This window comes from Hymenobacter saemangeumensis, assembly GCF_039541835.1.
Lineage (GTDB): Bacteria > Bacteroidota > Bacteroidia > Cytophagales > Hymenobacteraceae > Hymenobacter > Hymenobacter saemangeumensis.
The window spans coordinates 1-21897 of the sequence record NZ_BAABGZ010000067.1 but is presented as its reverse complement, the minus strand read 5'-3'; the positions used below and the strand labels follow the sequence as shown (position 1 = coordinate 21897).

18 protein-coding genes are annotated in these 21897 nt (G+C 64.0%); 8 read left to right on the top strand and 10 right to left on the bottom strand.

Going from position 1 to position 21897, the window contains the following annotated elements; genetic code table 11:
- Positions 1-32 precede the first annotated feature (32 nt).
- The gene (locus ABD919_RS15975) at positions 33-488 is read right to left on the bottom strand and encodes a DUF2147 domain-containing protein (RefSeq protein ID WP_345237036.1); all 456 of its coding nucleotides are present in this window, start codon (positions 486-488) and stop codon (positions 33-35) included.
- 342 nt (positions 489-830) lie between these two features.
- Here ABD919_RS15975 and ABD919_RS15970 point away from each other — a divergent pair, with 342 nt between their 5' ends.
- The 3 genes from ABD919_RS15970 (at position 831) to ABD919_RS15960 (ending at position 5439) form a co-directional block, all read left to right on the top strand.
- Entirely contained in the window at positions 831-2966 is a 2136-nt protein-coding gene (locus tag ABD919_RS15970; protein WP_345237035.1) for a carboxy terminal-processing peptidase, read from the top strand.
- A 131-nt stretch (positions 2967-3097) separates the two neighbouring features.
- Positions 3098-3739: a sce7726 family protein gene (locus ABD919_RS15965; RefSeq protein ID WP_345237034.1), complete on the top strand. Its 642-nt coding sequence runs from the start codon at positions 3098-3100 to the stop codon at positions 3737-3739.
- Positions 3740-3852: 113 nt separating this feature from the next.
- Positions 3853-5439 carry a glycerol-3-phosphate dehydrogenase/oxidase gene (locus ABD919_RS15960; RefSeq protein WP_345237033.1) on the top strand — a complete coding sequence of 529 codons (1587 nt, stop codon included), beginning with the start codon at positions 3853-3855 and terminating at the stop codon, positions 5437-5439.
- Here the strand turns inward: ABD919_RS15960 and ABD919_RS15955 are convergent.
- Entirely contained in the window at positions 5371-5958 is a 588-nt protein-coding gene (locus ABD919_RS15955) for a hypothetical protein (protein WP_345237032.1), read from the bottom strand. The genes ABD919_RS15960 and ABD919_RS15955 overlap by 69 nt on opposite strands.
- A 174-nt stretch (positions 5959-6132) precedes the next feature.
- Here ABD919_RS15955 and dinB point away from each other — a divergent pair, with 174 nt between their 5' ends.
- Positions 6133-7173 (top strand): DNA polymerase IV, encoded by a 1041-nt coding sequence (dinB, locus tag ABD919_RS15950; RefSeq protein ID WP_425556417.1) that lies wholly within the window; start codon positions 6133-6135, stop codon positions 7171-7173.
- A gap of 75 nt (positions 7174-7248) precedes the next feature.
- Positions 7249-7926 carry a YceI family protein gene (locus ABD919_RS15945; RefSeq protein WP_345237030.1) on the top strand — a complete coding sequence of 226 codons (678 nt, stop codon included), beginning with the start codon at positions 7249-7251 and terminating at the stop codon, positions 7924-7926.
- Positions 7927-8148: 222 nt separating this feature from the next.
- On the opposite strand, the gene ABD919_RS15940 is transcribed toward ABD919_RS15945, so the two are convergent.
- A complete protein-coding gene (locus ABD919_RS15940; RefSeq protein WP_345237029.1) occupies positions 8149-8733 on the bottom strand; it encodes an HPP family protein in 585 nt (194 codons plus the stop codon).
- A 191-nt stretch (positions 8734-8924) separates the two neighbouring features.
- On the opposite strand from ABD919_RS15940, the gene ABD919_RS15935 reads away from it, so the two are divergent.
- The gene (locus ABD919_RS15935) at positions 8925-9674 is read left to right on the top strand and encodes a TIGR04283 family arsenosugar biosynthesis glycosyltransferase (protein WP_345237028.1); all 750 of its coding nucleotides are present in this window, start codon (positions 8925-8927) and stop codon (positions 9672-9674) included.
- Between the two features lie 16 nt (positions 9675-9690).
- Here the strand turns inward: ABD919_RS15935 and ABD919_RS15930 are convergent, their stop codons facing one another.
- From ABD919_RS15930 to ABD919_RS15920, 3 genes are all read right to left on the bottom strand, one after another.
- Positions 9691-10728: an NAD(P)H-dependent oxidoreductase gene (locus ABD919_RS15930; RefSeq protein ID WP_345237027.1), complete on the bottom strand. Its 1038-nt coding sequence runs from the start codon at positions 10726-10728 to the stop codon at positions 9691-9693.
- Between the two features lie 126 nt (positions 10729-10854).
- Complete coding sequence (locus ABD919_RS15925) at positions 10855-11784, bottom strand: NmrA family NAD(P)-binding protein (protein ID WP_345237026.1); 930 nt, start codon at positions 11782-11784, stop codon at positions 10855-10857.
- A gap of 373 nt (positions 11785-12157) precedes the next feature.
- Complete coding sequence (locus ABD919_RS15920) at positions 12158-13000, bottom strand: phytanoyl-CoA dioxygenase family protein (protein ID WP_345237025.1); 843 nt, start codon at positions 12998-13000, stop codon at positions 12158-12160.
- Positions 13001-13127: 127 nt separating this feature from the next.
- On the opposite strand from ABD919_RS15920, the gene ABD919_RS15915 reads away from it, so the two are divergent.
- Positions 13128-13547: a hypothetical protein gene (locus ABD919_RS15915; RefSeq protein WP_345237024.1), complete on the top strand. Its 420-nt coding sequence runs from the start codon at positions 13128-13130 to the stop codon at positions 13545-13547.
- 103 nt (positions 13548-13650) lie between these two features.
- Here the strand turns inward: ABD919_RS15915 and ABD919_RS15910 are convergent, their stop codons facing one another.
- Positions 13651-15141 (bottom strand): phytoene desaturase family protein, encoded by a 1491-nt coding sequence (locus tag ABD919_RS15910; RefSeq protein ID WP_345237023.1) that lies wholly within the window; start codon positions 15139-15141, stop codon positions 13651-13653.
- Positions 15142-15179: 38 nt separating this feature from the next.
- Positions 15180-15791 (bottom strand): lipase maturation factor family protein, encoded by a 612-nt coding sequence (locus tag ABD919_RS15905; protein ID WP_345237022.1) that lies wholly within the window; start codon positions 15789-15791, stop codon positions 15180-15182.
- Between the two features lie 468 nt (positions 15792-16259).
- On the opposite strand from ABD919_RS15905, the gene ABD919_RS15900 reads away from it, so the two are divergent.
- On the top strand, positions 16260-17738 hold the full coding sequence (locus ABD919_RS15900; RefSeq protein ID WP_345237021.1) for an NCS1 family nucleobase:cation symporter-1: 1479 nt from the start codon (positions 16260-16262) through the stop codon (positions 17736-17738).
- A 36-nt stretch (positions 17739-17774) separates the two neighbouring features.
- On the opposite strand, the gene ABD919_RS15895 is transcribed toward ABD919_RS15900, so the two are convergent.
- Positions 17775-18212, bottom strand: coding sequence for a hypothetical protein (locus ABD919_RS15895; RefSeq protein ID WP_345237020.1), 438 nt, complete (start codon positions 18210-18212; stop codon positions 17775-17777).
- A gap of 292 nt (positions 18213-18504) precedes the next feature.
- Positions 18505-21753 (bottom strand): AsmA family protein, encoded by a 3249-nt coding sequence (locus ABD919_RS15890; protein WP_345237019.1) that lies wholly within the window; start codon positions 21751-21753, stop codon positions 18505-18507.
- Positions 21754-21897 lie beyond the last annotated feature (144 nt).

The following is a 21897-nucleotide window of genomic DNA, read 5'->3' as shown; positions in this document are numbered from 1 at the left end:
TGCAGCTCGGGAAGATTACACAATGCGCAAGGTTATTTCTTTACCTGCCGCTTCCATACGTCGGTGCGGCCGAAGAGCGACACCCCGATGTAGCCCCGCACTTCCAGGGTGTTGGGGTCGGTCAGGGTCATCTCGCAGCTGTAGTCGCTGCCGTTCTTGGGGTCATAGATTTTGCCGTTCTCCCACTTGTTGTCGCCGGCGTAGGTGAAGTCGCGCATGTTCACCAGGCCTTTGAGCGGGGTTTTGCGCTTGGCTTCTTCGGGGTTGTTCATGTCGGTGCGGGGGGTGCCGTCGGGGTTGTTGGGCACTTTCAGCCACACCAGCCGGCCGAAGTATTTGTCACCTTGCTTGAAAATCTGAATCATGCCGGTGCCTTCACCGTTTTTCCATACCCCGAGTACAGCGTCGGGGTTGCCGGCGGCCATGGCCGAGAAAGTTGTCAGCACGAGGCCGAGGAGCAGGACGAATCCCAGAAAACGTTTGGTCATGGTGGGGTTTGATGTGAAATGTTTGAAAAATGGAAAGCAAATGTAGCCAGCGACTGCAAGGAAGCCAATAAAATTATGCTGCATGCCGCATATTATTCATTGGTATAGGTAGAAGCTGTGGCTGCAGGGGCTATGCAAGGGCAGTGCCAAGAATAAACAAGCCGTATTTTAGGGCTGTTACGCCCGCAAAGTGCCCTGGTGCCGGGGAGCAACTCCGGGCTGGGGCCAGCGACTTTTCCCGCCGCCTTTCTTCCAAAAAGGTAGCAGCCCGGTGCCCAGGCCAATGCCGAAAGCAACCCCCACGCTTTTCCGCAGTCCTCTGACTTCAATTTCCTATCGGCAATGTATTCTTCCCGCTTCAAGCTTGGCTTGTATACTTCTTCGCTGCTGGCCGTACTGGGGCTGGCCTCTTATACCGCTTACCAAAGCACGGTGCCGCCCCGCGATGAAGTGGTGCTGGGCACGGTGCTGCAGGGCCTGCAGGTAGGCCACTACCAGCCGGGCAGCCTCGACGACCAGTTTTCGCAGCGGGTATTCGACCTCTATCTCAAGCGTATCGATGTGCGCAAGCAGCTGCTGCTGGCGCCGGAAGTAGCCCAGCTGCGGCAGTACCAGAAGCAGATTGACGACCAGGTAAAGCAGAGCAGCTACGAGTTTCTGGACGTGAGCAGCCAGCTGCTGGGCAAGCGCCTGCTGGAGATTCAGGCCCTGTACCGCGAGATTCTGGCCCAGCCCTTCGACTTCACGCTGGAAGAAACCTTTGAAACCGATGCCGCCAAGCTGGATTACGCCCCCACCAAGGCTGCCCAGCGCGAGTACTGGCGCAAGCTGCTCAAGTACCAGACCCTGGCCCAGCTCTCGGACCTGATGGACGAGGAGGCCCGCAAAAAAGACAAGCCCCTGGCGGCCTCCGAGGTAGCTGCGGCGCCCGCTACCACCAGCGCCCGCCCCCGCACGCCGGCCGAGCTGGAGGCCGAAGCCCGCAAGCGCATCCTGAAGTACTACGACGAAGCCTGGGACGACCAGCTCAAGCTCGACGCCAGCGACCGGCTGGCGCAGTACGTCAACGCCATTGCCAACACCCAGGACCCGCACACCGAGTACTTCGCGCCCATTGCCCGCGACAACTTCGACATTGCCCTCTCGGGCCGTCTGGAAGGTACCGGCGCCCGGCTGCAGGCGGAAGACGGGCACATCAAGGTGGCCGACATCGTGGCCGGCTCGGCTTCTTACCGGCAGGGCGAGCTGAAAGTGGGCGACTACCTCCTGCGCGTGGGCGAAGGCAGCGCCGAGCCCGTAACCGTGGAAGGCATGCGCCTGGATAAAGTGGTGAAGCTGGTGCGCGGCAAAAAAGGCACCGAGGTGCGCCTGACCGTGAAAAAGCCCGACGGCAGCATTCACATCATCCCCATCATCCGCGACGTGGTGGTGATTGAGGAAACCTACGCCCAGTCGGCCCTGGTGCAGAAGGGCGGGCGCAAGTTCGGCTACATCCACCTGCCCGGCTTCTACGCCGACTTCAACGGCAAAGGGGGGCGCAGCAGCGCCACCGACGTGAAAAAGGAGCTGGAAAAGCTCAAGCAGGAAAACGTGCAGGGCGTGGTGCTGGACCTGCGCTCCAACGGCGGCGGCTCGCTGCAGGACGCCGTGGAAATGGCCGGCCTGTTTGTCGACAAAGGCCCCATGGTGCAGGTGAAAAGCCGGCAGCGCGGCACCAACGTGCTCACCGACCCCGACCCGCAGGTGCAGTACAGCGGCCCGCTGGTGGTGCTGGTGAACAAGTACAGCGCCTCGGCCTCCGAGATTCTGGCCGCCGCCATTCAGGACTACAAGCGCGGCGTGGTGATGGGCGCCACCACCTACGGCAAAGGCACGGTGCAGACTTTGTTCGACCTGGACAATGCCGTGAACGACGAGGTGAAGGCTATGAAGCCGCTGGGCTCGCTCAAGCTTACCGTGCAGAAGTACTACCGCATCAGCGGGGGCTCCACGCAGTTCAAGGGCGTAGTGCCCGACATTGCGCTGCCCGACACGTACAGCGCTTTCAGCAAGGGCGAGCAGGACACCGACTACCCCTTGCCCTGGGATGAGATTGCGCCCGCCCAGTACCAGACCTGGGGCAGTGCTCCCAACCTGGCCAAGCTCAGCGCCGCCAGCCGGCAGCGGGTGGCCAGCAGCCCCGGCTTCCGCCTGCTCAGCGAAGCCGGTCAGCGCGCCGAGCAGCGCCGCAAGCAAACCCTGGTGCCGCTGGGCCTGGCAGCGTACCGGGCCCGTCAGCAGGAGATGCGCGAGGCCAGCAAAAAGCAAACCGAGGCCCAGAATGCCCTGCCCACGCTGGACGTCGCCCAGCTCAGCGTTGATGCCCGGCCGGCCGTTACCGACTCGGCGGCCACCAAGCGCCAGGCCCGCTTCATCAAGCCCCTGAAAAAGGACGCCGCCCTGGCCGAGGCTGTAGCCGTGCTGCAGGATGCTCAGTAATAGTTGTCAGTTGTTAGTTGTTAGTTGTCAGGATTGTTCTGGAGCCAGCTTTTAATCAGAACAACCTAACAACTGACAACTGATAACTGACAACTGATAACTGACAACTGCCAGCTAAATTCGGGTTAGCAATGAATGACCCTGAAATCCGCGCCCTGCTTTACCCGCTGCTTGCTGGGGGCGTGTACGTCGACGAGCTGCCCACCGGCACCACCCGGGCCGACGTGGTGCACATTACGCCCGACTTCATGCACGGCTATGAGGTGAAGGGCGACGGCGACACCCTGCAGCGCGTGGCCCGGCAGCTGAGCTGCTACGGCAGCGTGTACGACTTCGTGACCTTCGTGGTAACCGAAAAGCACCTGGCCAGGCTGCTGCCCCTGCTGCCCGAGTGGGTAGGGGTGATGGTGGCCTCGCCCCAGGGCCTGCAGCCCCACCGCGCTGCCGCCTACAACGCCACCGTGGAGCGGGCGCCCATCGCGGCCATGCTGCTGCTGGAAGAAGTAAAACAGTTTCTCATGGCCCGGGGCCTGCAGGGCGTGAGCACGCTGCGGGGGCAGGAGGTAGCCAAGTTCCTGCGCTACACCCAAACCATTCCCTTGTCCAGCCTAGCCCAGTACGTGCGCGAGCGGCTCATTGCCCGCATGCCCGAGCGCCTGCTAATCCGGGCCGAGCGCAAAGCCGAGCGGGAACGGCTGGGGCCGGTGAAGCGCAAGCGGAAAAAGAAGAAGGCGGCGAAGAAGAAGGTTTCTCCCTCTTTAGTTAAAAGTTAAAAGTGAAGAGTTAAAAAGCAGACCGCCTTTTAACTCTTCACTTTTAACTTTTAACTAAGAAGGTCACACGGCTTGCCCACAACTTCCGCTACCTCCGCCAAGTATCAGGGCTGATGACAGCTAACCCGAATGTATTCCGGCGTGAAGTCCTTATCCGGCAGCTGGCGGAGGCGGTCGACTGGGACTTACTGGTGATTGGCGGGGGCGCAACCGGCCTGGGCGTGGCCCTGGACGGACTGAGCCGGGGCTTTACGGTGCTGCTGTTGGAGCAGGCCGACTTTGCCAAGGGCACCAGCAGCCGCAGCACCAAGCTGGTACACGGCGGGGTGCGCTACCTGGCCCAGGGTGATGTAGGGCTGGTGCGCGAAGCCCTGCGGGAGCGGGGGCTGCTGCTGCAGAATGCGCCCCACCTCTGCCACAACCAGGCGTTTATCATTCCCAGCTACGACTGGTGGGGCGGGCCCTACTACACGCTGGGCCTCAAGCTGTACGACCTGCTGGCCGGCCGCCTGAGCCTGGGGCCCTCGCGCCACCTGGGGCGAGCCGAAACCCTGCAGCGGCTGGGCAACGTGCGGACGGAAGGCCTGCGCGGCGGCGTGCTCTACCAGGACGGACAGTTCGACGATGCCCGGCTGGCCATCAACCTGGCCCAGACCGGCATCGAGATGGGCGGCACCCTGCTGAACTACTGCCGGGTGCAGCAGCTGCTGAAAAACGCCCAGGGCCGGCTGCAGGGTGCTGTAGCCGAGGATGTGGAGACAGGGCAGACCTACGAGGTACGCGCAAAAACCGTGGTGAATGCCACCGGCATCTTCGTCGATGAGGTGCTGCAGCTCGACCAGCCCGGGGCGCGGCGGCTGGTGCAGCCCAGCCAGGGCGTGCACCTGGTGCTGGACCAGACTTTCCTGCCCGGCCCGGACGCGCTGATGATACCCAAAACCGAAGACGGCCGCGTGCTGTTTGCCGTGCCCTGGCAGGGCCGCGTGGTGCTGGGCACTACCGATACGCCCGTGGCCGCGGCCAGCCTGGAGCCCCGGGCGCTGGAAGCAGAGGTTGACTTTCTGCTGCGCACCGCGGCGCAGTACCTGGCCAAAGCGCCAACACGGGCCGATGTGCTCAGCATCTTCGCCGGGCTGCGGCCGCTGGCGGCTGCGCAGGAAGGCAGCACCAAAACCAAGGAGATTTCGCGCAGCCACAAGATTCTGGTATCGCCATCGGGCCTCATCACCATCACCGGAGGGAAGTGGACTACTTACCGGCGCATGGGCGAGGATGTAGTGGACCGGGCTGTTTCGCTGGGGTGCTTGCCCAAGGCCGGCAGCCAGACCGCCAGCCTGAAAATTCATGGCGCAACGGAAGCAGGCGAGGGACAGGGCCACCTGGCTGTGTACGGCAGCGACCTGCCGCAGCTCCGGCAGCTGGTTGCTGAGCAGCCTGAGCTGGGCGAGAAGCTCGACCCGGCGCTGGAGTTTCTCAAAGCCGAAGTGGTGTGGGCGGCGCGCTACGAGATGGCCCGTACCGTGGAGGACGTGCTGGCCCGGCGGGTGCGCCTGCTGTTTCTGGATGCGCGGGCGGCCCTGCGCGTGGCTCCGCTGGTAGCGGAGCTGCTGGCTGATGAGTTGGACAAAAACTCAACGTGGCGAGAAGAACAGGAAGCGGCGTTTGCGCGGCTTGCTAACGGATACCTTTTGGGCCGCTAAGGCAGGGTCGAGGTGGTAGAAAATGTAGTCGCGTGTTTCCGAGGTGAGGGTACCGGTCCAAGCCCGTTTTTTATGGGCAATCTCGCTGTCTTCGCAATGATAAATAGCGCGCATCCTGCACTCAGTGCTGTAGCCTTTCTCATTCAAGACAGAGTTGTACCAGTAGGGACGATGCGTGGAGTCGTTGTCGAAGTTTACGTCAAAGACAAACGAGCGGCCAGCAGGAATAACAGTGGTGGAAGGAAAGTTACGGTACCAATTTTCGGCACCTTTCGAAACAGTCTTCTTTCGGCCGTCGGGATAAGTTAGTTCGAAAAACAGGTTGTAGTAGCCCCAGGTGTTCCACTCCTCAAAGATGTTGATAGGCTGCGCAGAGGTATTGGTTAATAATACATGAAAGTGACTGCTGGAGTCAGCAATGCTGATGATGTCCTGTTGGCGCACTATGTTGGGGTAGGCGTGAGGAATAATGGTTAGCGTGAGCCCTTGTTGGGGTTGAGCTACAGCTGGGAGGCCCATAGGCAATAGCAACAGGACTACTATTGGAGCTAAAATTCGGTTGGGCATTGCTGTGGAGTTGTAGCCGAGCCAGAGAATAGGTAGACCTAAAGTAGGGGGTATCTTCGTAGTCAGAAAAAGTATGCTGGCGAAGAAGTGAGCGAGGCGGCCGTCCGTAAGATTATTCACCTGGACATGGATGCATTTTATGCCTCCGTGGAGCAGCGCGACCACCCCGAGCTGCGCGGCAAGCCGGTGGCCGTGGGCGGGGCCCGGGAGCGGGGCGTGGTGGCGGCGGCCAGCTACGAGGCCCGGCAGTACGGCGTGCGCTCGGCCATGGCCTCCACCACGGCCCTGCGCAAATGCCCGGAGCTGGTTTTCGTGAAGCCGCGCTTCGAAGTGTACAAGGACATTTCGCGGCAGATACGCGCCATCTTCGCCGAGTACACGCCCCTGATTGAGCCGGTGTCGCTGGACGAGGCCTACCTCGACGTGACGCACAACCTCAAGGGCATGAGCTCGGCTACGCAGATTGCCCGCGAAATCCGGGCCCGCATCTGGGAGCAAACCCAGCTGACGGCCTCGGCCGGGGTGTCCTACAATAAGTTTCTGGCCAAGCTGGCGTCCGACTTCCGCAAGCCCAACGGGCAGTACGTGGTGCCGCCCGAGCGCGGGCTGGCCTTCGTGGAGCCATTGGCCGTGGGCCAGTTCCACGGCATCGGGCCCGTAACGGCGGCGCGCATGAACCAGCTGGGCATCTTCACCGGGGCCGACCTGCGGGCCCAGACCGAGGCGTTTCTGCTGCAGCACTTCGGCAAGTCGGGGCGCTACTACTTCGCCATTGCCCGGGCCCAGGACGAGCGGCCCGTGGAGGCCGACCGCCTGCGCAAGTCCATCGGCTCGGAAACCACCTTCGCCCAGGACCTGAGCGAGTTTACCGACCTGCTCGAAGGCCTGCAGCCCTGCGTGGAAGACGTGTGGGAGTACTGCCAGCGCACGGGTATCCGGGGGCGCACCGTCACGCTGAAGGTGAAGTACGCCGACTTTCAGCAAATCACGCGCAGCCGCACGGGCACGGCCCTGGTGCAGCGGCAGCACGAGCTGGAGCGCATCTGCCGGGAGCTGGTCGAAGGCGTTTTCCCGCTGGCCAAAGGCGTGCGCCTGCTGGGCGTGTCGCTCTCTAACCTGAACAACGCGGAGAAGTCGGCCGGGCAGCAGCTGACGCTGGACTTCTAGGCCAGGGTCGCAACATCCTGAGCCTGGCCTCAGTAAAGCGCGTATGTTTTCGTTTCGCTTATCTATTTCTTACCCATGAAAAAGAACGTGCTTTCAATAGCGGCCAGCTTGGCGTGTGCCGCCAGCCTGCTGCTAACCGGCTGCGACCAGGCCCCCAAGGGCGACAACGCCACTATCAAAGATGCCCAGCAGGCCAGCGACGCGGCCGGGCAGACCTTTGCCGTGGACACGCAGAACTCCAAAATCCGGTTTACGGGCAACGGCGTGGGCAAAAACCACCCCGGCACGTTCCGCCTGGCTTCGGGCTCGGTGGCGGTGGCCGGCAACCAGATTACCGGCGGGCAGTTCGTCATCGATATTAAGTCGATGGAGCTGGAAGAGCAGGGTGAGATGTTTCAAACCAAACTCAAGCCCCACCTGATGAGCGGCGACTTCTTCGACGCCGACAAGTTCGGCACCGCCAAGTTTGAGATTACCAAGGTGGAGCCCTATCAGGCCAGCGACCAGCAGAAGTCGCTGGTAGAGGGCGCCAACTTCAATGTGAGCGGCAACCTCACCCTGAAAAACTCCACCAAGAACATCACCTTCCCCGCCCGCATCGACCTGGACGAGAACACCCTAAAGGCCAAAGCCAACTTCGACATCGACCGCCGGCAGTGGCAGATGAACTACGGCAACGACAAAACCCTGGGCGACAAGTTCATCTCCGAAACCGTGAACATCGAGCTGGATTTGCAGGGGAAAAAGGGTTGATTTTTTGATGTGCTGATTTTTTGATGTGCTGATGTGCTGATTTGTTGATTCAAAAAAGAACGTCATGCTGAGCTTGTCGAAGCATCTTGCCGGCGGCAGTAACTCTCCTTAAAAAGGGTTTACTCTCGTGGTAAAGATGCTTAGCCTCCGCTCAGCATGACGTTCTTTTTTGAATCAACACATCAGCACATCAAAAAATCAGCACATCAGCACATCAAACAATCAGCTACCGTAGCGGCGCTGCCAGATTTTGTACCAGCTTTTGTTGGTGGGGTAGCTGCGGTTGGGGGTGATGTTGTTGAAAATGAGGGCCACCAGCAGCAGGATGAGCACGCCGGACAGCACGGGCATGAGCACGTACCAGTAGCCCAGGGCTTTGAGCTGGGCCGAGCCCGCGTTGGCGATGAGGGCGGTGGCGCCGCCGGGCGGGTGCAGGGTTTTCGTTATTTGCATCAGCACGATGCTCAGGGACACAGCCAGGGCGCAGGCCAGCCACAGCTCGGTGGGCAGGAGCTTGTGCACCGTGACGCCGATGAGGGCACTGAGCACGTGCCCGCCGATGAGGTTGCGGGGCTGAGCCAGAGGGCTGTTGATGAGGCCGTAAAGCAGCACCGAGGTGGCCCCGAAGGAGCCGACCAGGAGCAGGGTGTCGGCAGGGCCCAGCAGGTAGCGGTTGAGCAGGCCGATGAGGGCAATGCCGATAAAGGAGCCCAGGAAAGTCCAAAAATGCTCCCAGTAGTTGAACAGGGTTTCCTGGTAGATGACCAACTTCACCCGGCGGGCGTGGCCCCGCAGTCGTCTGCGCATGTGATGTCGAGGATTGTGCAGGCAAAGATACCGGGTGCAAACAGGGCTGCCTCAGCCCGGTTAACGCTACATGCGCAGCGGTTTGGGCGGCGGGACAACAACGCGACGGAGTTGGGTGCGTAGTAAAAAGCCTCAACTGTATAGTACCGCAGTAGCTGGCAGCTTGCCGGTGCTGTTGTGAGCTTTATCCTATGTCGCACAGTGCCACTGCCGCTGGAATTGCCCAGGCCCGCTCCGCGGGGGTACCGGCCGTGGGCATCATTATTCCCACCTACAACGAAGCCGACAGCATACGGCGTTTGCTGCGCTACCTGCAGCAGCACGGCGCGAAAGCCAGCAACATTGTTGTGGTGGACGGGGGCAGCACGGATGCTACCCCTCAGGTGGCGCTGGCGGAGGGGGCCACCGTGCTGCATAGCCCCCGCAAAGGCCGGGCGGCGCAGATGAACTACGGCGCCAGCCATACCCAGGCCAGCCTGCTGTACTTCCTGCACGCCGACTCCTACCCGCCGCCGGGCTTCCTGCCCGACCTGGCCCGGGCCGTGGACCAGGGCTATGGCAGCGGCTGCTACCGGCTGGCGTTCGACCACCCGCACTGGCTGCTGCGCTTCAGCGGCTGGTGCACGCGTCTGCCCTTCACCGTTTTTCGCTTCGGCGACCAAAGCCTGTTCGTGACCAGGGAGCTGTTTGAGCAGGTGGGCGGCTTTCGCGAAGACCTGCTGCTACTCGAAGACCAGGACATGGTGAGCCGGCTGCGGGCGCGTGCTCCCTTCGGCCTGTTGCCGGGCACGGTAACGACCTCGGCCCGCAAGTACCTGGAAAATGGCGTGGTGCGGCTGCAGACCATTTTTACGGGCATCGTGCTCCTGTACTGGCTGGGGGTGCCCCAGCAGCGGCTGGTGCAGCTCTACCGCCGGCTGATTCGGCAGGGCAAGGTGTAAGGCCCGGCCAGCGTGCCTACTCTAAATCCGGCCGCAGGGGCGTATCCTGGTTGAGGCCCATTTCCTGCTGAATGCGGGGCGAGGAGCCTTCGGGGGCCATGCCCAGCGCCATTTGGGCGGTGCGCCAGCCCAGCTTGATGTCGGCCCAGGTGTGGCGCGGCGCTTCGTAGCCGTAGGCGCGGAAACGGCCGGGCGTTACGGGCCCTTTGGCTTCCACAAAGTCGCGGATGGCTACCGTCCACTGGTCGAACTGGGCCATGAACTGCTCGTCCTGCACCATGTCTTCGGCCTGGTCGTCGGAGTACTTCTTGCCATAGCCGGTTTCGGCGTACTGCCAGAGCTGGTCGGGCACTTCCACGCCGCCGTAGCGGCACTGCCACACCAGGGGCGCGTAGGCGTCGCGCATGTGCTGAAACGGCTCCTGGCTGGGGTCGAAGTAGTGCTTGTGGCGCAGGATTTTGGGGCGGCCGGTTTCGTCGAGCTCGTCGCCACCGCCGTCGCCGTAGCAGAAAAACGCGGCGCTGCGGCCTTCAAGGTGGTTGAGGCTGAGCTCCTGCCATTCGGGCTGTTTTTCCAGCTGCATGGCTTTCTCCGGGTCCTTGTGGTCGATGAGCTCCTCCTTTGGGTTGCCGCCGTTCATGCACACCAGGCGGTCGAACAGCTGCTTGAGCACCGAGCTGGGGCCGTACCAGTTCACCGGCCCGATGATGCACCAGGCATCGGCCTGGTCGAGGCGGCTGTAGAGGTCGAGGTTCCACAGCAGGTCGGGCTCGAGGTGGCTGTTTTTCTCGTAGCAGTTGCAGGGCCACACGCACAGGGCCATGCTGGTGCTCACGCAGGCGTTGCAGGTTTGAATGCGGGCGCGGCCGTACACGTTGCCCAGGTCCACGGTGTCGACGTCCCAGGTGGCGGGCAGGCGGTCGGCCAGGCGGTTCATCAGGCTGCGCGCCTTGCTATCTACGCCGGGGCAGTTGTACTGCCGGCGGTTGGAGCCGGCAATGAGCAGCACGCGCAGGCGGCGGCCGGCGGTGGGTGAAGGTGTTTCAGAAGCCATAAGCACAAGGGTATGGTGGGGCTTATGGTTACGAGGAGCAGCCTTGCTTTGGATGAATAGCTGTGCCGTACCGCTTCAAGCCAGTAGCTCTGCTCCACTCATAAGCCGGTTCCGGTAGCTGCGCGCTTAGTTGCTTTCCCGCGTGGCCAGCACTTCCCGCACGGGCGTCCAGCGGATTTCGGGGTAGCGGGCATTGTCCAGGGGCTGCAGCTTGGGCAGGCCCCCGAACATGTTGTGCAGGTACTGCATGCCCTGCCAGGCCGGAAACACCTCCCTGGACTGGGGAAACAGCGTGCGCGTTACTTTAATCATGAGCCCAAAAGCGCCAAGGCTGCCCATGCGCAGCAGCTTGTAGGGCTGGCCGGTGGCCTCGGTGGCGGCCTGCTGCAAATCACGGATGCTGGCTTCCTGGCCGGCTATGCGCAGGTAGCGGGGCGTGCCGGGGTCCAGGGCCACGGCGGCCGTGAACTCCGCCGTGTTTTCGGTGGTGGTGAAGTCCATGAGCTGGTCGGCAGAGCCCCAGTACAGCACGCGGCGCGGGCCGGCCAGTACCACCGGCGCCTGCCCCGACAGCAGGTCGGTAAACATGCCGTTGAGGATGGAGGTGGCCTGAATCGGGGCCTTGTCGAGCTCTAGATTAAACTCCCGGCGCAGGTCCAGGTTGCGGTTGCTGCCTTCCGGCAGCCGGGTGTAGTCGATGCAGAAGTCGGACGGAATGAAGCGGGGCACCTGCGTGGCCAGGGCCGCCTTGAGCAGCCGCGACTGCCCGCCCACAATGACTTCCCGCAGCCCCGACAGCGCCGACACCACGCAGCTGCCGCCTTCGCAGGCAGCCATCAGCGAGGTGATGCTATTGAGGTCGGCCTCCACGATGCTGGCGCCCTGCCGCCGCAGCAAGTCAATAGCGGGCGAGGCGCTGCCAAGCCGCACCAGGGCCCGCACCGCTGCCCCGCGCTGCAGCAGGTGAAAGGCAATGCGCTGCCCGAGGGCACCGGTGGCGCCGGCCAGGATGATGGGGCCCGGGTGGGCGGTGCTGCGGGAGGTGGAATTGGTCAAAATCAGAAGATGAGAGGTGGAAAAAAGGCCGCGCCCAGCCACGCTGAGCAGCAGGGGAGGAGCTGAGAATACAGGCCCGCTGGTGGAAAGGTTTGATACGCAGGCGCCCCGCAACATCTCTGTTGCGGGGCGCTAGGCTTCATGGCTAAGACGAGCCAACCGTCGATGGCGCGCAGCTTGTGCTACAATTAAAAGTAGTGGCTTATGAGCCTCCCAGCTAAGGCCAGCAGTTCGACAGGAATGAGCTTACTCGACAGTCAGTCCACTGACAACCGCCCCGCAGCGCGTAATGTGGGGCTATGCAAGGTATTCCAAAGTATATATTCCTTAGAGGTTTATTTGTCAGAGCATTTCTAAGGTCTAACGTTATACTTCAGGCTTCGCCCATCATCAGCCCCTCAATGGTGTGGGCCTGCACGATGGGCTCCAGGGCGTCTACTATGCGGCAGGTGAGGTGGGCCTTAAGCTGGTCGGGCAGGGCCTCGTAGTAGCGGCGGGTAAACTGCAGGTCGTGGCGCTCGGCGTTGGTGGCCGTGGGGGCGTCTACGCCCAGCACCAGGGCGGGGCGGGCCTGGTCGGAATGGTTGGCCGTGCCGCGGTGTATGGTCAGGGCCGAGCGGGCGGAGATGTCGCCCATCTGGGGCAGCTTGCGCTGGGCCCGCTGCTCGTAGCGGGGGCTGTTGGCCTTGGGCGGAAACATGCCGTGCTCGAAGCCCGTGGGTAGGTCCCACTGGGTGCCGGGGGCAATTTCGAAGGGGCCCATGTCCTCGGTCACGTCCACGGTGGTGAGGTTGAAAGCCAGGGAGTTGAGGCGGCGGCCGGTGATGGTGTCATCGGGGGCGGGGAAGTCGCGGTGCCAGGGCTGATTCATAGCCCCGGGGTTGGGCACGTCGAAGCCGATTTCCACGATTTTGTAGTCGGGCCCCAGCACGGCCTCGCACACGGCCACCACCCAGGGGTGGGTGGCCAGCTCCACGAAGCCGCGGATTTCCTCGGGGTGAATCTCAACGTAGTGACGCTTGGGGCCGCGGCCCAGCGCCCCGCCGGGCCGCTGCAGGGCCTCGGCGTAGAGGCGCAGCACGTCGTGGTGCAGCTGCCGGGCCCATTCGCGGGAGAAGGCGCCTTTCAGCGCAATGAAGCCGTCGCCGTAGAGGCCGCCCATGATGTGGGCCACGTCGTAGGCTGGCTGAAGCAGGGGCGAGGCAGTAGTTTCCATAGTTGGAGCAAGGCAGAAGGGTAGGGCTGTTCTAACGGCATTCACCCGGTGCGGGTGGCGTTGGCAGCGGAAAAGCCAGGAGCGTACTTTGTAGGCCGGCCCGCTGGGCTGGCTTCTCCGCTTTCGCATGAAAAATTTCTTTACCCCGCGCTTTGCGGCTTTGGCCATGCTGTTCATCCTGGCGCTGGTGGTGCTGTTTCACCTGCTCATTGTGGCCGGCATTATTCCCTACACCATCGTCTGGGGCGGGCGCCTGAAAACCCAGGAGCAGATGCTGCGCTTCGAAACCGTATCCATTGCCCTGAACCTGCTGATGCTGGCCGTGGTGGCCGTGAAAGCAGGCCTGCTGAAAGTCCGGCTCAGCCCGGCCGTAGTGCAGGCGGCGCTGTGGATGATGTTCGGGCTGTTTCTGATGAATACCATCGGCAACCTGTTTTCCACCAACGAGCTGGAGCGCATGGTGTTTACGCCCCTCACACTGTGGCTGGCCTTGTTCAGCCTGCAGCTGGCCCGGGACAAGGCCGGGGAGGCCAGCCGGAGCAGATAGTCACGGGTTTTTAGAGCGGTTTGCCAGCCGTGTACCGCGGACTCTGCGAGTCCGCCCGTGTGAACGTTCAACCGCGCGGACTCGCAGAGTCCACGCTACAGCCCTAGCCTTCCACGAAAAGCGGGCTGGCTTCCAGCCCAAAAACGTCGTCGAGGGCACGGCGGGCGGCGTGGTAGCCGCACATGCCGTGCACGCCCCCGCCGGGCGGGGTGGCCGACGAGCACAGGTAGAGCCCATTGAGCGAGGTGCGGTAGGGCGAAGCCCGCAAGGCCGGGCGGGTGAAAAGCTGGCTCAGGTCGAGGCGGCCGCCGTTGATGTCGCCGCCCACGTAGTTGGGGTTGTAGGCTTCCAGCTGGCCGGTATCGAAGGTGTGGCGGGCCAGAATACGGTCGCGGAAGCCGGGCGCAAACCGTTCTACCTGCTGCTCGATGGCGGCCGTCATGTCGACACGGGAGCCGTTGGGCACGTGGCAGTAGGCCCAGGCCGTGTGCTTGCCGGCCGGGGCGCGGCTGCTATCGAACAGGCTTTGCTGGGCCAGCAGCACGAAGGGTTTTTCGGGGTGCCGGCCGCGGGCCACGGCCCGCTCGGCCGCGGTGATTTCGGCCAGGGTATTGCCCAGGTGTACGGTGCCGGCCTCGGCGCATTCGGCTGCGGTAAAGGGAATGGGCCCATCCAGCGCCCAGTCGACTTTAAACACGCCCATGCCGTAGCGGTAGCGCTTCAGCTGCCACTGGTAGAGGCCGGAGAGGCGCTGCCCGGCCATCTGCAGCAGCTGGGCGGGCGTGACATCGAGCAGCACGGCCCGGGCCGCTGGCAGCTGCGCCAGGGACTTGACATAGGTGCCAGTCTCCACTTTTCCGCCCAGGGCGACGAAGTGCGCCGCCAGGGCATCGGCAATGCTTTGGGAGCCGCCCCGGGGCAGGGGCCAGCCCACGCGGTGGGCCGCCACCAGAAGCACCAGGGCAATGGCCGAGGTAGTGACCTTGCTCAGGGGCTGCATGGAGTGGGCCGCCATGCCCGCCAGCAGCCCTTTGGCATGCGCGCCGGAAAAGCGCCGCGCCAGTGCCGTGGCGGGCAGCAGGGCGGGCAGGCCGAAGCGGGCCATGTCCAGGGGGTGGCGGGGCAGGCTCAGCGGGCCCAGCACGTCGGGCGCGATGCCCGGCCACTGCGCCACCAGCGGCTCCAGCAGCCTGCGGTAGGCCGCTGCATCGGGGCCCAGGCTGCGGGCCGTGTCGGCCAGGGACGTAACGGCCGCGGCCGCCGTGCCGTCATCGAACGGGTGGGCGGCGGCTACGGGCGGAGTAAGGTATTCCAGGCCGTACTGCGCCAGCGGCAGGGTCTGGAAAAAAGGAGAGGACGCCGCCAGCGGGTGAATGGCCGAGCAGACGTCGTGGCGGAAGCCGGGCAAGGTCAGCTCGGCCGTGCGCAGCCCCCCGCCCAGCTCCTGCTTGCCTTCGATGAGCAGCACCGACAGCCCCGCCTGCTGCAGCACGATGGCCGCCGCCAGCCCGTTGGGGCCGGAGCCGACAACCACCGCGTCGTAGTCATAGCTGAGCGCCGTCTTCGATGGCTGGGGAGGGGTGTAGTCGTTCAAAGTAAAGGGGATTGGTAGAGATGGAAAGAGAAGGCTTATTACGGTGCATCCAAGTACTCGGCCGTAAGTAAGGGTATGCCCGGCCCGTTAACCTCACCCCCGGCCCCCGCCCTGAGCATGATGCGGAACTCCAGCCAGCGAAACAGCACGAGGATGGGCATGGGCGGCGGGTGCCGCGGAAAGGGCCGGGCATCGAGCAGCGGGCACAGAAAAATGGCCAGGAAGCCGGTTTCCGTCAGCTGAATCTCCCAGCCGTAGCCGTACCATTCCTGGCCCACGTGCACATAAGACAGGTACAGAAACCACAGCGCCGCCAGCAGCGGCACGTTGGCGAAGCCGGCCACAACCACCAGCGAAAGCAGCGGCCCCGCCCAGGCCCCAGTGAGCAGGGCCGCGTCGGAATGCCCCAGCCAGAACAGCGAAGGCAGGCGCAGAAGCGCCGCGCCTTTAGAGCCCAACATAGCGCTTAGCTGCTCCAGGTACGGCCCCACCGGCAGCAGGCCCTGGGAGCCAATCAGGGGCAAAATCTGGTTGATGGCCACCAGGAATGCCACCGCGTAGAGGGCCCCCAGCAGCCGCAGGATAACGAAGCGCGTCAGCCAATAGGTAGGCGGTGAGCTGGGTCGCGTGTTCTGGTCGCCGTTTTCCATGAGCTGGGGCAGAGTAGGAGCGAGGAGCTGGAGCGGTTTTCGAGTTGCTGTACAGAGTTAAAAGGTGAGAGTTAAAAGTTAAAAATCATCAAGTTATAGTTTTCACTTATGTTACACGTCGAGAGCGTGATAGCGCGGGGCTTTGCCCCGTGTCTACTATTGGCAGGCCTCTGGCCTGCAACGGCAGAACGTCCCGTGCTGAAATCGTTCTGCCGCCGTGGGCCGGAGGCCCACAAATAGTCTGCACGGGGCAAAGCCCCGCGCAATCAGCACTACCTACGCAACAGCAGCTGTTAACTCTCAACCTTTAACTCCTTCCAAAGCCGGCAGATACTGACGGAAGCGCGGCGAGGTTCATGCCGAGCTTATCGTTATTTCATGTTTGAGGCCAGGGGGCGCGGAGAAAGTATTGACCTTCATAGGCCATTCCGCTTACATTGCAAGCCCTTACCTGCCAACTGCCTTGCCATGAACCCCACTTTACCCCGCCCCAGCGAGCAAACCACCTCCTACGACGCCGGCCTTATCAGCGAGGACTTGGCGCCGGTGCTGCCGGCCCAGCGCACCTGGGGCACCGGCAACTACGCCGCGCTCTGGATTAGCATGAGCCTGTGCATTCCCACCTACATGCTGGCCAGCTCCCTCATTGAGGGCGGCATGAACTGGTGGCAGGCCCTGCTCACCATCTTCCTGGGCAACACCATCGTGCTGGTGCCCATGCTGCTGAACGGCCGGGCCGGGGCCGAGTACGGCATTCCCTTCCCGGTGTTTGCCCGGGCCAGCTTTGGTGTGCGCGGGGCCAACGTGCCGGCCTTGCTGCGGGCCTTCATCGCCTGCGGCTGGTTCGGCATCCAAACCTGGATTGGGGGCTACGCCCTGTACCAGATGGCCGTGCTGTGGCTGCCCGGCCTGGGCACGCTGCCCGCCGTGTTTCCCGCCAGCTGGGGCCTGGCCACGGGGCCGGCGCTGCTGTTCGTGCTGTTCTGGGCCCTGAACATGTACGTGGTGCACAAAGGCGTCGAGAGCATCCGCAAGCTGCTGGTGTTTAAGGCGTTTTTCCTACCCGTGGCCGCCCTGGCTTTGCTATGGTGGGCAATTTCGGCCGGCAATGGCCTGGGGCCCATTCTGGCGCAGCCGGCCAAGTTTGCCGATTCGGCGGCGTTCTGGGCTTTCTTCTTTCCATCCCTTACCGGCATGGTGGGCTTCTGGGCCACGCTCTCGCTCAACATTCCCGACTTCACCCGCTACGCCACCAGCCAGCGGGCCCAGGTGTGGGGGCAGGCCCTGGGCTTGCCGCCGTCCATGACCATGTTTTCCTTCGTGGGCGTGGTCGTGACCTCGGCCACCTTTGTCATCTACGGCAAAACCATCTGGGACCCGGTGGTGCTGGCCGGCAAGTTCGACAGCAAGCTGCTGGTGAGCTTTGCCATGCTGGCCGTGGCCCTGTCCACGCTGGCCACCAACATTGCCGCCAACATCGTGAGCCCGGCCAACGACTTTGCCAACCTCGCGCCCAGCCGCATCAGCTTCAAGACCGGCGGCTACATCACCGGCGTCATTGGCCTGCTCATCTTCCCCTGGAAGCTCATTGCCGACCCCTCGGGCTACATCTTCACCTGGCTGGTGGGCTACTCGGCCCTGCTGGGCCCCATCGGCGGCATCATGATAGCCGACTACTACCTGCTGCGCAAGCAGCAGCTGGTGGTAGATGAGCTGTACCGCTACCAGGGCCGCTACAGCTACGGCAAGGGCATCAATTCGGCGGCCATGCTGGCCCTGGTGCTGGGCGTGCTGCCCAACATCCCCGGCTTCCTGGTAGCCGTGGGCGCCCTGGATAAAGGCGTGGTGTGGCCCTGGCTGGTGGCAGTGTACAGCTACGCCTGGTTTGTGGGCTTCCTGCTATCCGCCATCATCTACCTGGGGCTGATGCGCCGGGGCGCGGTGTAGCAGCCTACGCTACCCAAGTGGCGCATAAGCGGCCGGCTATTCCGCCTGGGCGTGGCTTACGGTCAGCACGGCCCGGGTGGCGCGGGTGGGCAGGTCAAAGCGCACAAACTCATTGCGGCTGCCACCGGGAGGCATGGGGCCAAAGTTGCCGGTAGTAGTTTGCAGGGGAATGTTTTGGGCGTTGAAGAACGTGACGGAGTAGTGGCCGCCGTTCACCGCGGCCAGCGTGGCGTTGTTTATCAACACGTACACAAAGCCGTCGTAGCGAAGAATAACCTCGGAGCTGAGAAACTGCCGGATGTTGCGGGTCTCATAGGTCAGCAGCTCGCGCACGAGCCGGGCATGCTCGGGCCCGCGCAGGGAAAGCTTGCGCTCTTCGGCGGGGCTGTCGGCTACAGGTCCTGCCGACTGCGCGGCCGCGGTGAAAGACAGGGCAAAGAGAAGGCCGGTGAGGGCAGGCAGCAGCCGGGTCATAAGCAGGCAGGGCAAAAGGCTTGGCGCACCAAAGCCGTGGTTGTATAATTCCGTGGCAAGATAAGACTTGCGTTGGCGGAATGGCAAGAGTAGCCGACTTAAATCTAATATCAGCTTAAATGTTGGCTGCCTTTGTGGATTTGCGCACTCGCCGGCATCAGCCAGGTACGGGTTTTCAGGAGTGAAACCGTGCGTGGGCACCTGGGAATGGGCCCGGTAGGAGAAAGGGCCCGGCCGGCTGGCCGGGTCTTTTTTGTGAGCCAGCACTTCGTGCCTGGCCTACAGCCTGTGTCTACCGCAACAGGTGCAGGGTGGTGTCGAGGCGCTGGCTGAGGAGCTGGCGGTACTGCAGGCGCAGGGCAGCCTGCTGCTCGCGGTGCTCGTCTTTCTGAAACAGGCGCACCTTGTACTTCACACCGGGATAGGGGCGGCTCAGGCTCACGTAGGTGAGCTTGCTCTTGGGGCGGGCCAGCAGCTCGCCGTTCTGAATGCGCTCCACCCGCTTGTCGTTGTTGCCAAACAAAGCCTGCAGCGGGCTCAGGCCCACAAAGAGGTTGGCGCGGCCATCGAGCACGTAGGTGCCGCTGATTTCGAGGTTAGACAGGTTGCTGTTCAGGCGCAGGCGGGGAATAAGCAGCTGGCCCTGGGTTAGGATGAAAGAGCTGCTCACCGGCTCGAAGTAGAGGTGGCTGGTGCGCTCGGCTTTCATAAACTTGAGACTCTGCTCCAGGGCTTCCACCTCAATCAGCTCCAGGCCGCTGATGTCGGTGCGCAGGTAGCCGAAGGTGTGGTTCATGGCGGGCAGGAAGGCAGCATCCAGGTCGGTGTGCAGGTCGGCGGCGCAGCGCAGGGTGCCCCGCACATTGTCGCCGGTGAGCACGTTAAGCCCCATGGCTCGGGCCGTGGTGAACAGGTCGGCGAGCTGAATGTCCTGAAACAATGCCTGAACGTGCAGCGGGTGCTTGTCGCGGCCCTCCGTGGTAAGCAGGCGCCCGCGCAGGCTGATGCGGCCCTGAAAGGCCTCCAGCGAGCAGTCGTCGACCCGGGCTTCGCCATCGCGCAGGTGCGTTACCAGGCGAAAGTCACTGCCCTGAATATCGGCGTAGCGCACTTGGTCGGCCTGCACCCGCAGCAGGGCCGTGAGCACGCCGTTGGAGAGCAGGCCGCTGCTGTTTTCCTCGATGCGGCGGGCCTTGCGCTCGGCGCGGGCGGCCGTGCGGGCCGCCGGTACCGAGTCGGGCTTTTCCGTCAGGCTGCCAATCATGCGCAGCAAGTCCTGCACGTCGAGGGTGGGGTAGCGCAGGCTGACGTTGGCATCGGCGGCGGCAATGCGCATGTTGGCCACCCGGGCCGAGCCCGAGGCCGAGCCGGTGCCGCCCTGCGGGGCCTCAAAGCGCAGAAAGGGCATGCGCATGGTGGAGCCCGTTTTGTTCAGGCGCATGGCAAGGTTGCGCAGGTGCTGGCCGTCGGGCAGCTCCACGGCGGCAATGTCCCAGCTCATCTTGCCGTTGGCCGCCAGTATCAGCTCGCTCAGGGCGGGGCTTTTGGGGGCTTTGCTGGAGCGGCGGGGCGGGCGCAGCAGCCGGGCCAGCAGCTGCCGGTAGTTGATGGTGCCAAAGCGGATGCCCAGCTGGTAGTTCACCGGCGCCACGCGGTTGCTGGTGTCGGTGGGCCAGTCCAGCCTGCCCTGCACGCGCCCGCCCCACACGTCGCCGGCCAGGTCGAGCAGCTGCACCTGCTGCCCGTCGTGGCGCACCGTCACGGCCAGGTTGCTCAGCGTATCGGCGGCCAGCACCAGGCGCTGGCAGCGCAGGCTGGCCCGCAGGTGCAGGCCGGGTGGTATCAGGCTGCTGGCCAGGCTGGCGGCCAACTCGCCGGGGGCCGGCCGGGCCCGCTTGCGGCGCTTGCCGGCCCCCGGCGAGCGTTGGCCCTTCGGCAGCGGCCGCAGCAGCTGGCGCAGGTCGGCCACGTTGAGCTCATCCACCGAAAAATCCCCGGCAATTTCCGTGGTAGGGTGCTGGTCGGTGAGGTAGTCGAAGAGGTGCAGCGTAGTTGCCGAAGCCCGGAAGCGCATGCGGTCCAGCTGGCCGGCGGCGTTGGACAGCTGCCAGAGGCTGTCGCGCAAGCCTATGCGCACGTTCAGGTCCGACACGCTGGCGTTGCGGTGCAGCAGCAGGAAGGAAGCGTTCTGCAGCGTGACCGTGCCGCGCACCGACAGGTTTTGCTGGGCCTTCATGAGCGTGGCGCGCTGCCCTGCGGCCGGCAGGGGGCCGCGCAGGCGCACATCCACGTCGGCCACGCCGTGCCGGGCCTGCCAGAGGCCGGGCGCCACCACGGCCGCCAGCTCGGGCAGCTCGGTGCGGCCCAGCAGGTGGGCGTCGAGCACGGGCTGCAGGAAGTTGTGCAGGCGCAGGGCAATGTCGAGCTGCCCGGCCGAGGAGTAGAGGCGGCAGCGCTCCAGGGTAAGGGAGGCCGAGCGGGGCCGGTGCTCGGGGCCGTTGTCGTAGGTGCCGCGCAGGTCCCAGCGGCTGATGCGCCGGGAGCGGTCGACCCAGGCGATGCTGGCCCCGTCCAGCCCAAACTGCAGCACGTTGTGGGGCCGGATGGTGGGTGCGCTCAGGCCCGAGATGGTGTAGCGGATGTGGGCCTTGCTGCGGCTGCGGGCGCCTTCCAGAAAGGGCCGCAGGCTGGGCGGCAGGGCCGCTTCCAGCACAGCCAGCAGGGGCTGCTGCCCCTCAAAGCGCAGGTGCACTACCGTGCCCACCGGCCGGTCCAGCGCCGCTGTGTGCGTGCCGCTCACCCGGATGGTGTCGCCGTTGAGGGTGGCCGCCGTGTTCCAGATAAGGCCGCGGCGCTGGCCGAACAGGTAGCGGTAGTTTACCCGGGCCTGCACATCCTCGTTCCGAAACAGCACGCCCGTGCGGGTGCGCAGCGAGTCGAGCCGGCCGCTCAGCTGCCCGTCGAGCTGCAGCACGCCGCCGCGCAGCCGGGCCCGCAGCCGTCCCAGCTGCAGGTGGGCATTCACGGCGTTGCGGGTGTACTCATTGCGGGTCTGCACCCGGCAGTTGTCCAGCAGCACCGAGTCCAGGCCCAGCCGTGGGTCGGGGGGGCGGGCCGGGCCGCGGGCGCGGCGCCCGCGCAGGCCCCAGCGGCGGCCCTGGGGGTCGGTGCGCTCCTGAAACACGCCGTCGTAAAAGCTGAGCCGCGTCACGCGCAGCTGCCGCCGCAGCAGGTGGGCCAGGTCCAGGCGCAGGTCGGCCCGCGCAAAGCGCAGCACGGGCAGGGGCTGCCCGCCGGTGGTGTCGGTAAGGCTGAAGTGGTGCAGCGACGCCGTGAGGTGGGGAAAGTCGCGCCAGGGCGAGATGTCGACCTCAAACGGCGCCAGCACCAGCTCGGAGTCCTTGGTCAGGTGGCTGCGCACTTCCTGCTCGATGCGCTTGCGCCCCCAGGCCGAGCCCAGCAGCCAGGCCCCCAGCGCCAGCAGCAGCACCACGAGCAGGAGCCCGGCAGCCAGCATACGTCGGAGGGGAAATGAGTTCATGAGCAGCACCAGCCAAAAGAAGCTGTGCAAGATACCCTACCAAACAATATTGGGTTTGCCCCAGACTAAACGCATTCGGCCAGTTGGGCTAACAGGCGGTCAAGAAAGGTGTCGTCCCAGGCCAGGCGCTTGCGCTTGACTTTG

Excerpts from the sequence above, each read along its gene's own strand:
- ABD919_RS15960 (WP_345237033.1), top strand. The coding sequence starts at position 3,853 with ATGACAGCTAACCCGAATGTATTCCGGCGTGAAGTCCTTATCCGGCAG.
- dinB (WP_425556417.1), top strand. The coding sequence starts at position 6,133 with ATGGATGCATTTTATGCCTCCGTGGAGCAGCGCGACCACCCCGAGCTG.
- ABD919_RS15935 (WP_345237028.1), top strand. The coding sequence starts at position 8,925 with ATGTCGCACAGTGCCACTGCCGCTGGAATTGCCCAGGCCCGCTCCGCG.
- ABD919_RS15965 (WP_345237034.1), top strand. The coding sequence starts at position 3,098 with ATGAATGACCCTGAAATCCGCGCCCTGCTTTACCCGCTGCTTGCTGGG.
- ABD919_RS15920 (WP_345237025.1), bottom strand. The coding sequence starts at position 13,000 with ATGGAAACTACTGCCTCGCCCCTGCTTCAGCCAGCCTACGACGTGGCC.
- ABD919_RS15905 (WP_345237022.1), bottom strand. The coding sequence starts at position 15,791 with ATGGAAAACGGCGACCAGAACACGCGACCCAGCTCACCGCCTACCTAT.
- ABD919_RS15895 (WP_345237020.1), bottom strand. The coding sequence starts at position 18,212 with ATGACCCGGCTGCTGCCTGCCCTCACCGGCCTTCTCTTTGCCCTGTCT.
- ABD919_RS15975 (WP_345237036.1), bottom strand. The coding sequence starts at position 488 with ATGACCAAACGTTTTCTGGGATTCGTCCTGCTCCTCGGCCTCGTGCTG.
- ABD919_RS15915 (WP_345237024.1), top strand. The coding sequence starts at position 13,128 with ATGAAAAATTTCTTTACCCCGCGCTTTGCGGCTTTGGCCATGCTGTTC.
- ABD919_RS15940 (WP_345237029.1), bottom strand. The coding sequence starts at position 8,733 with ATGCGCAGACGACTGCGGGGCCACGCCCGCCGGGTGAAGTTGGTCATC.
- ABD919_RS15900 (WP_345237021.1), top strand. The coding sequence starts at position 16,260 with ATGAACCCCACTTTACCCCGCCCCAGCGAGCAAACCACCTCCTACGAC.
- ABD919_RS15970 (WP_345237035.1), top strand. The coding sequence starts at position 831 with ATGTATTCTTCCCGCTTCAAGCTTGGCTTGTATACTTCTTCGCTGCTG.
- ABD919_RS15955 (WP_345237032.1), bottom strand. The coding sequence starts at position 5,958 with ATGGGCCTCCCAGCTGTAGCTCAACCCCAACAAGGGCTCACGCTAACC.
- ABD919_RS15930 (WP_345237027.1), bottom strand. The coding sequence starts at position 10,728 with ATGGCTTCTGAAACACCTTCACCCACCGCCGGCCGCCGCCTGCGCGTG.
- ABD919_RS15890 (WP_345237019.1), bottom strand. The coding sequence starts at position 21,753 with ATGAACTCATTTCCCCTCCGACGTATGCTGGCTGCCGGGCTCCTGCTC.
- ABD919_RS15945 (WP_345237030.1), top strand. The coding sequence starts at position 7,249 with ATGAAAAAGAACGTGCTTTCAATAGCGGCCAGCTTGGCGTGTGCCGCC.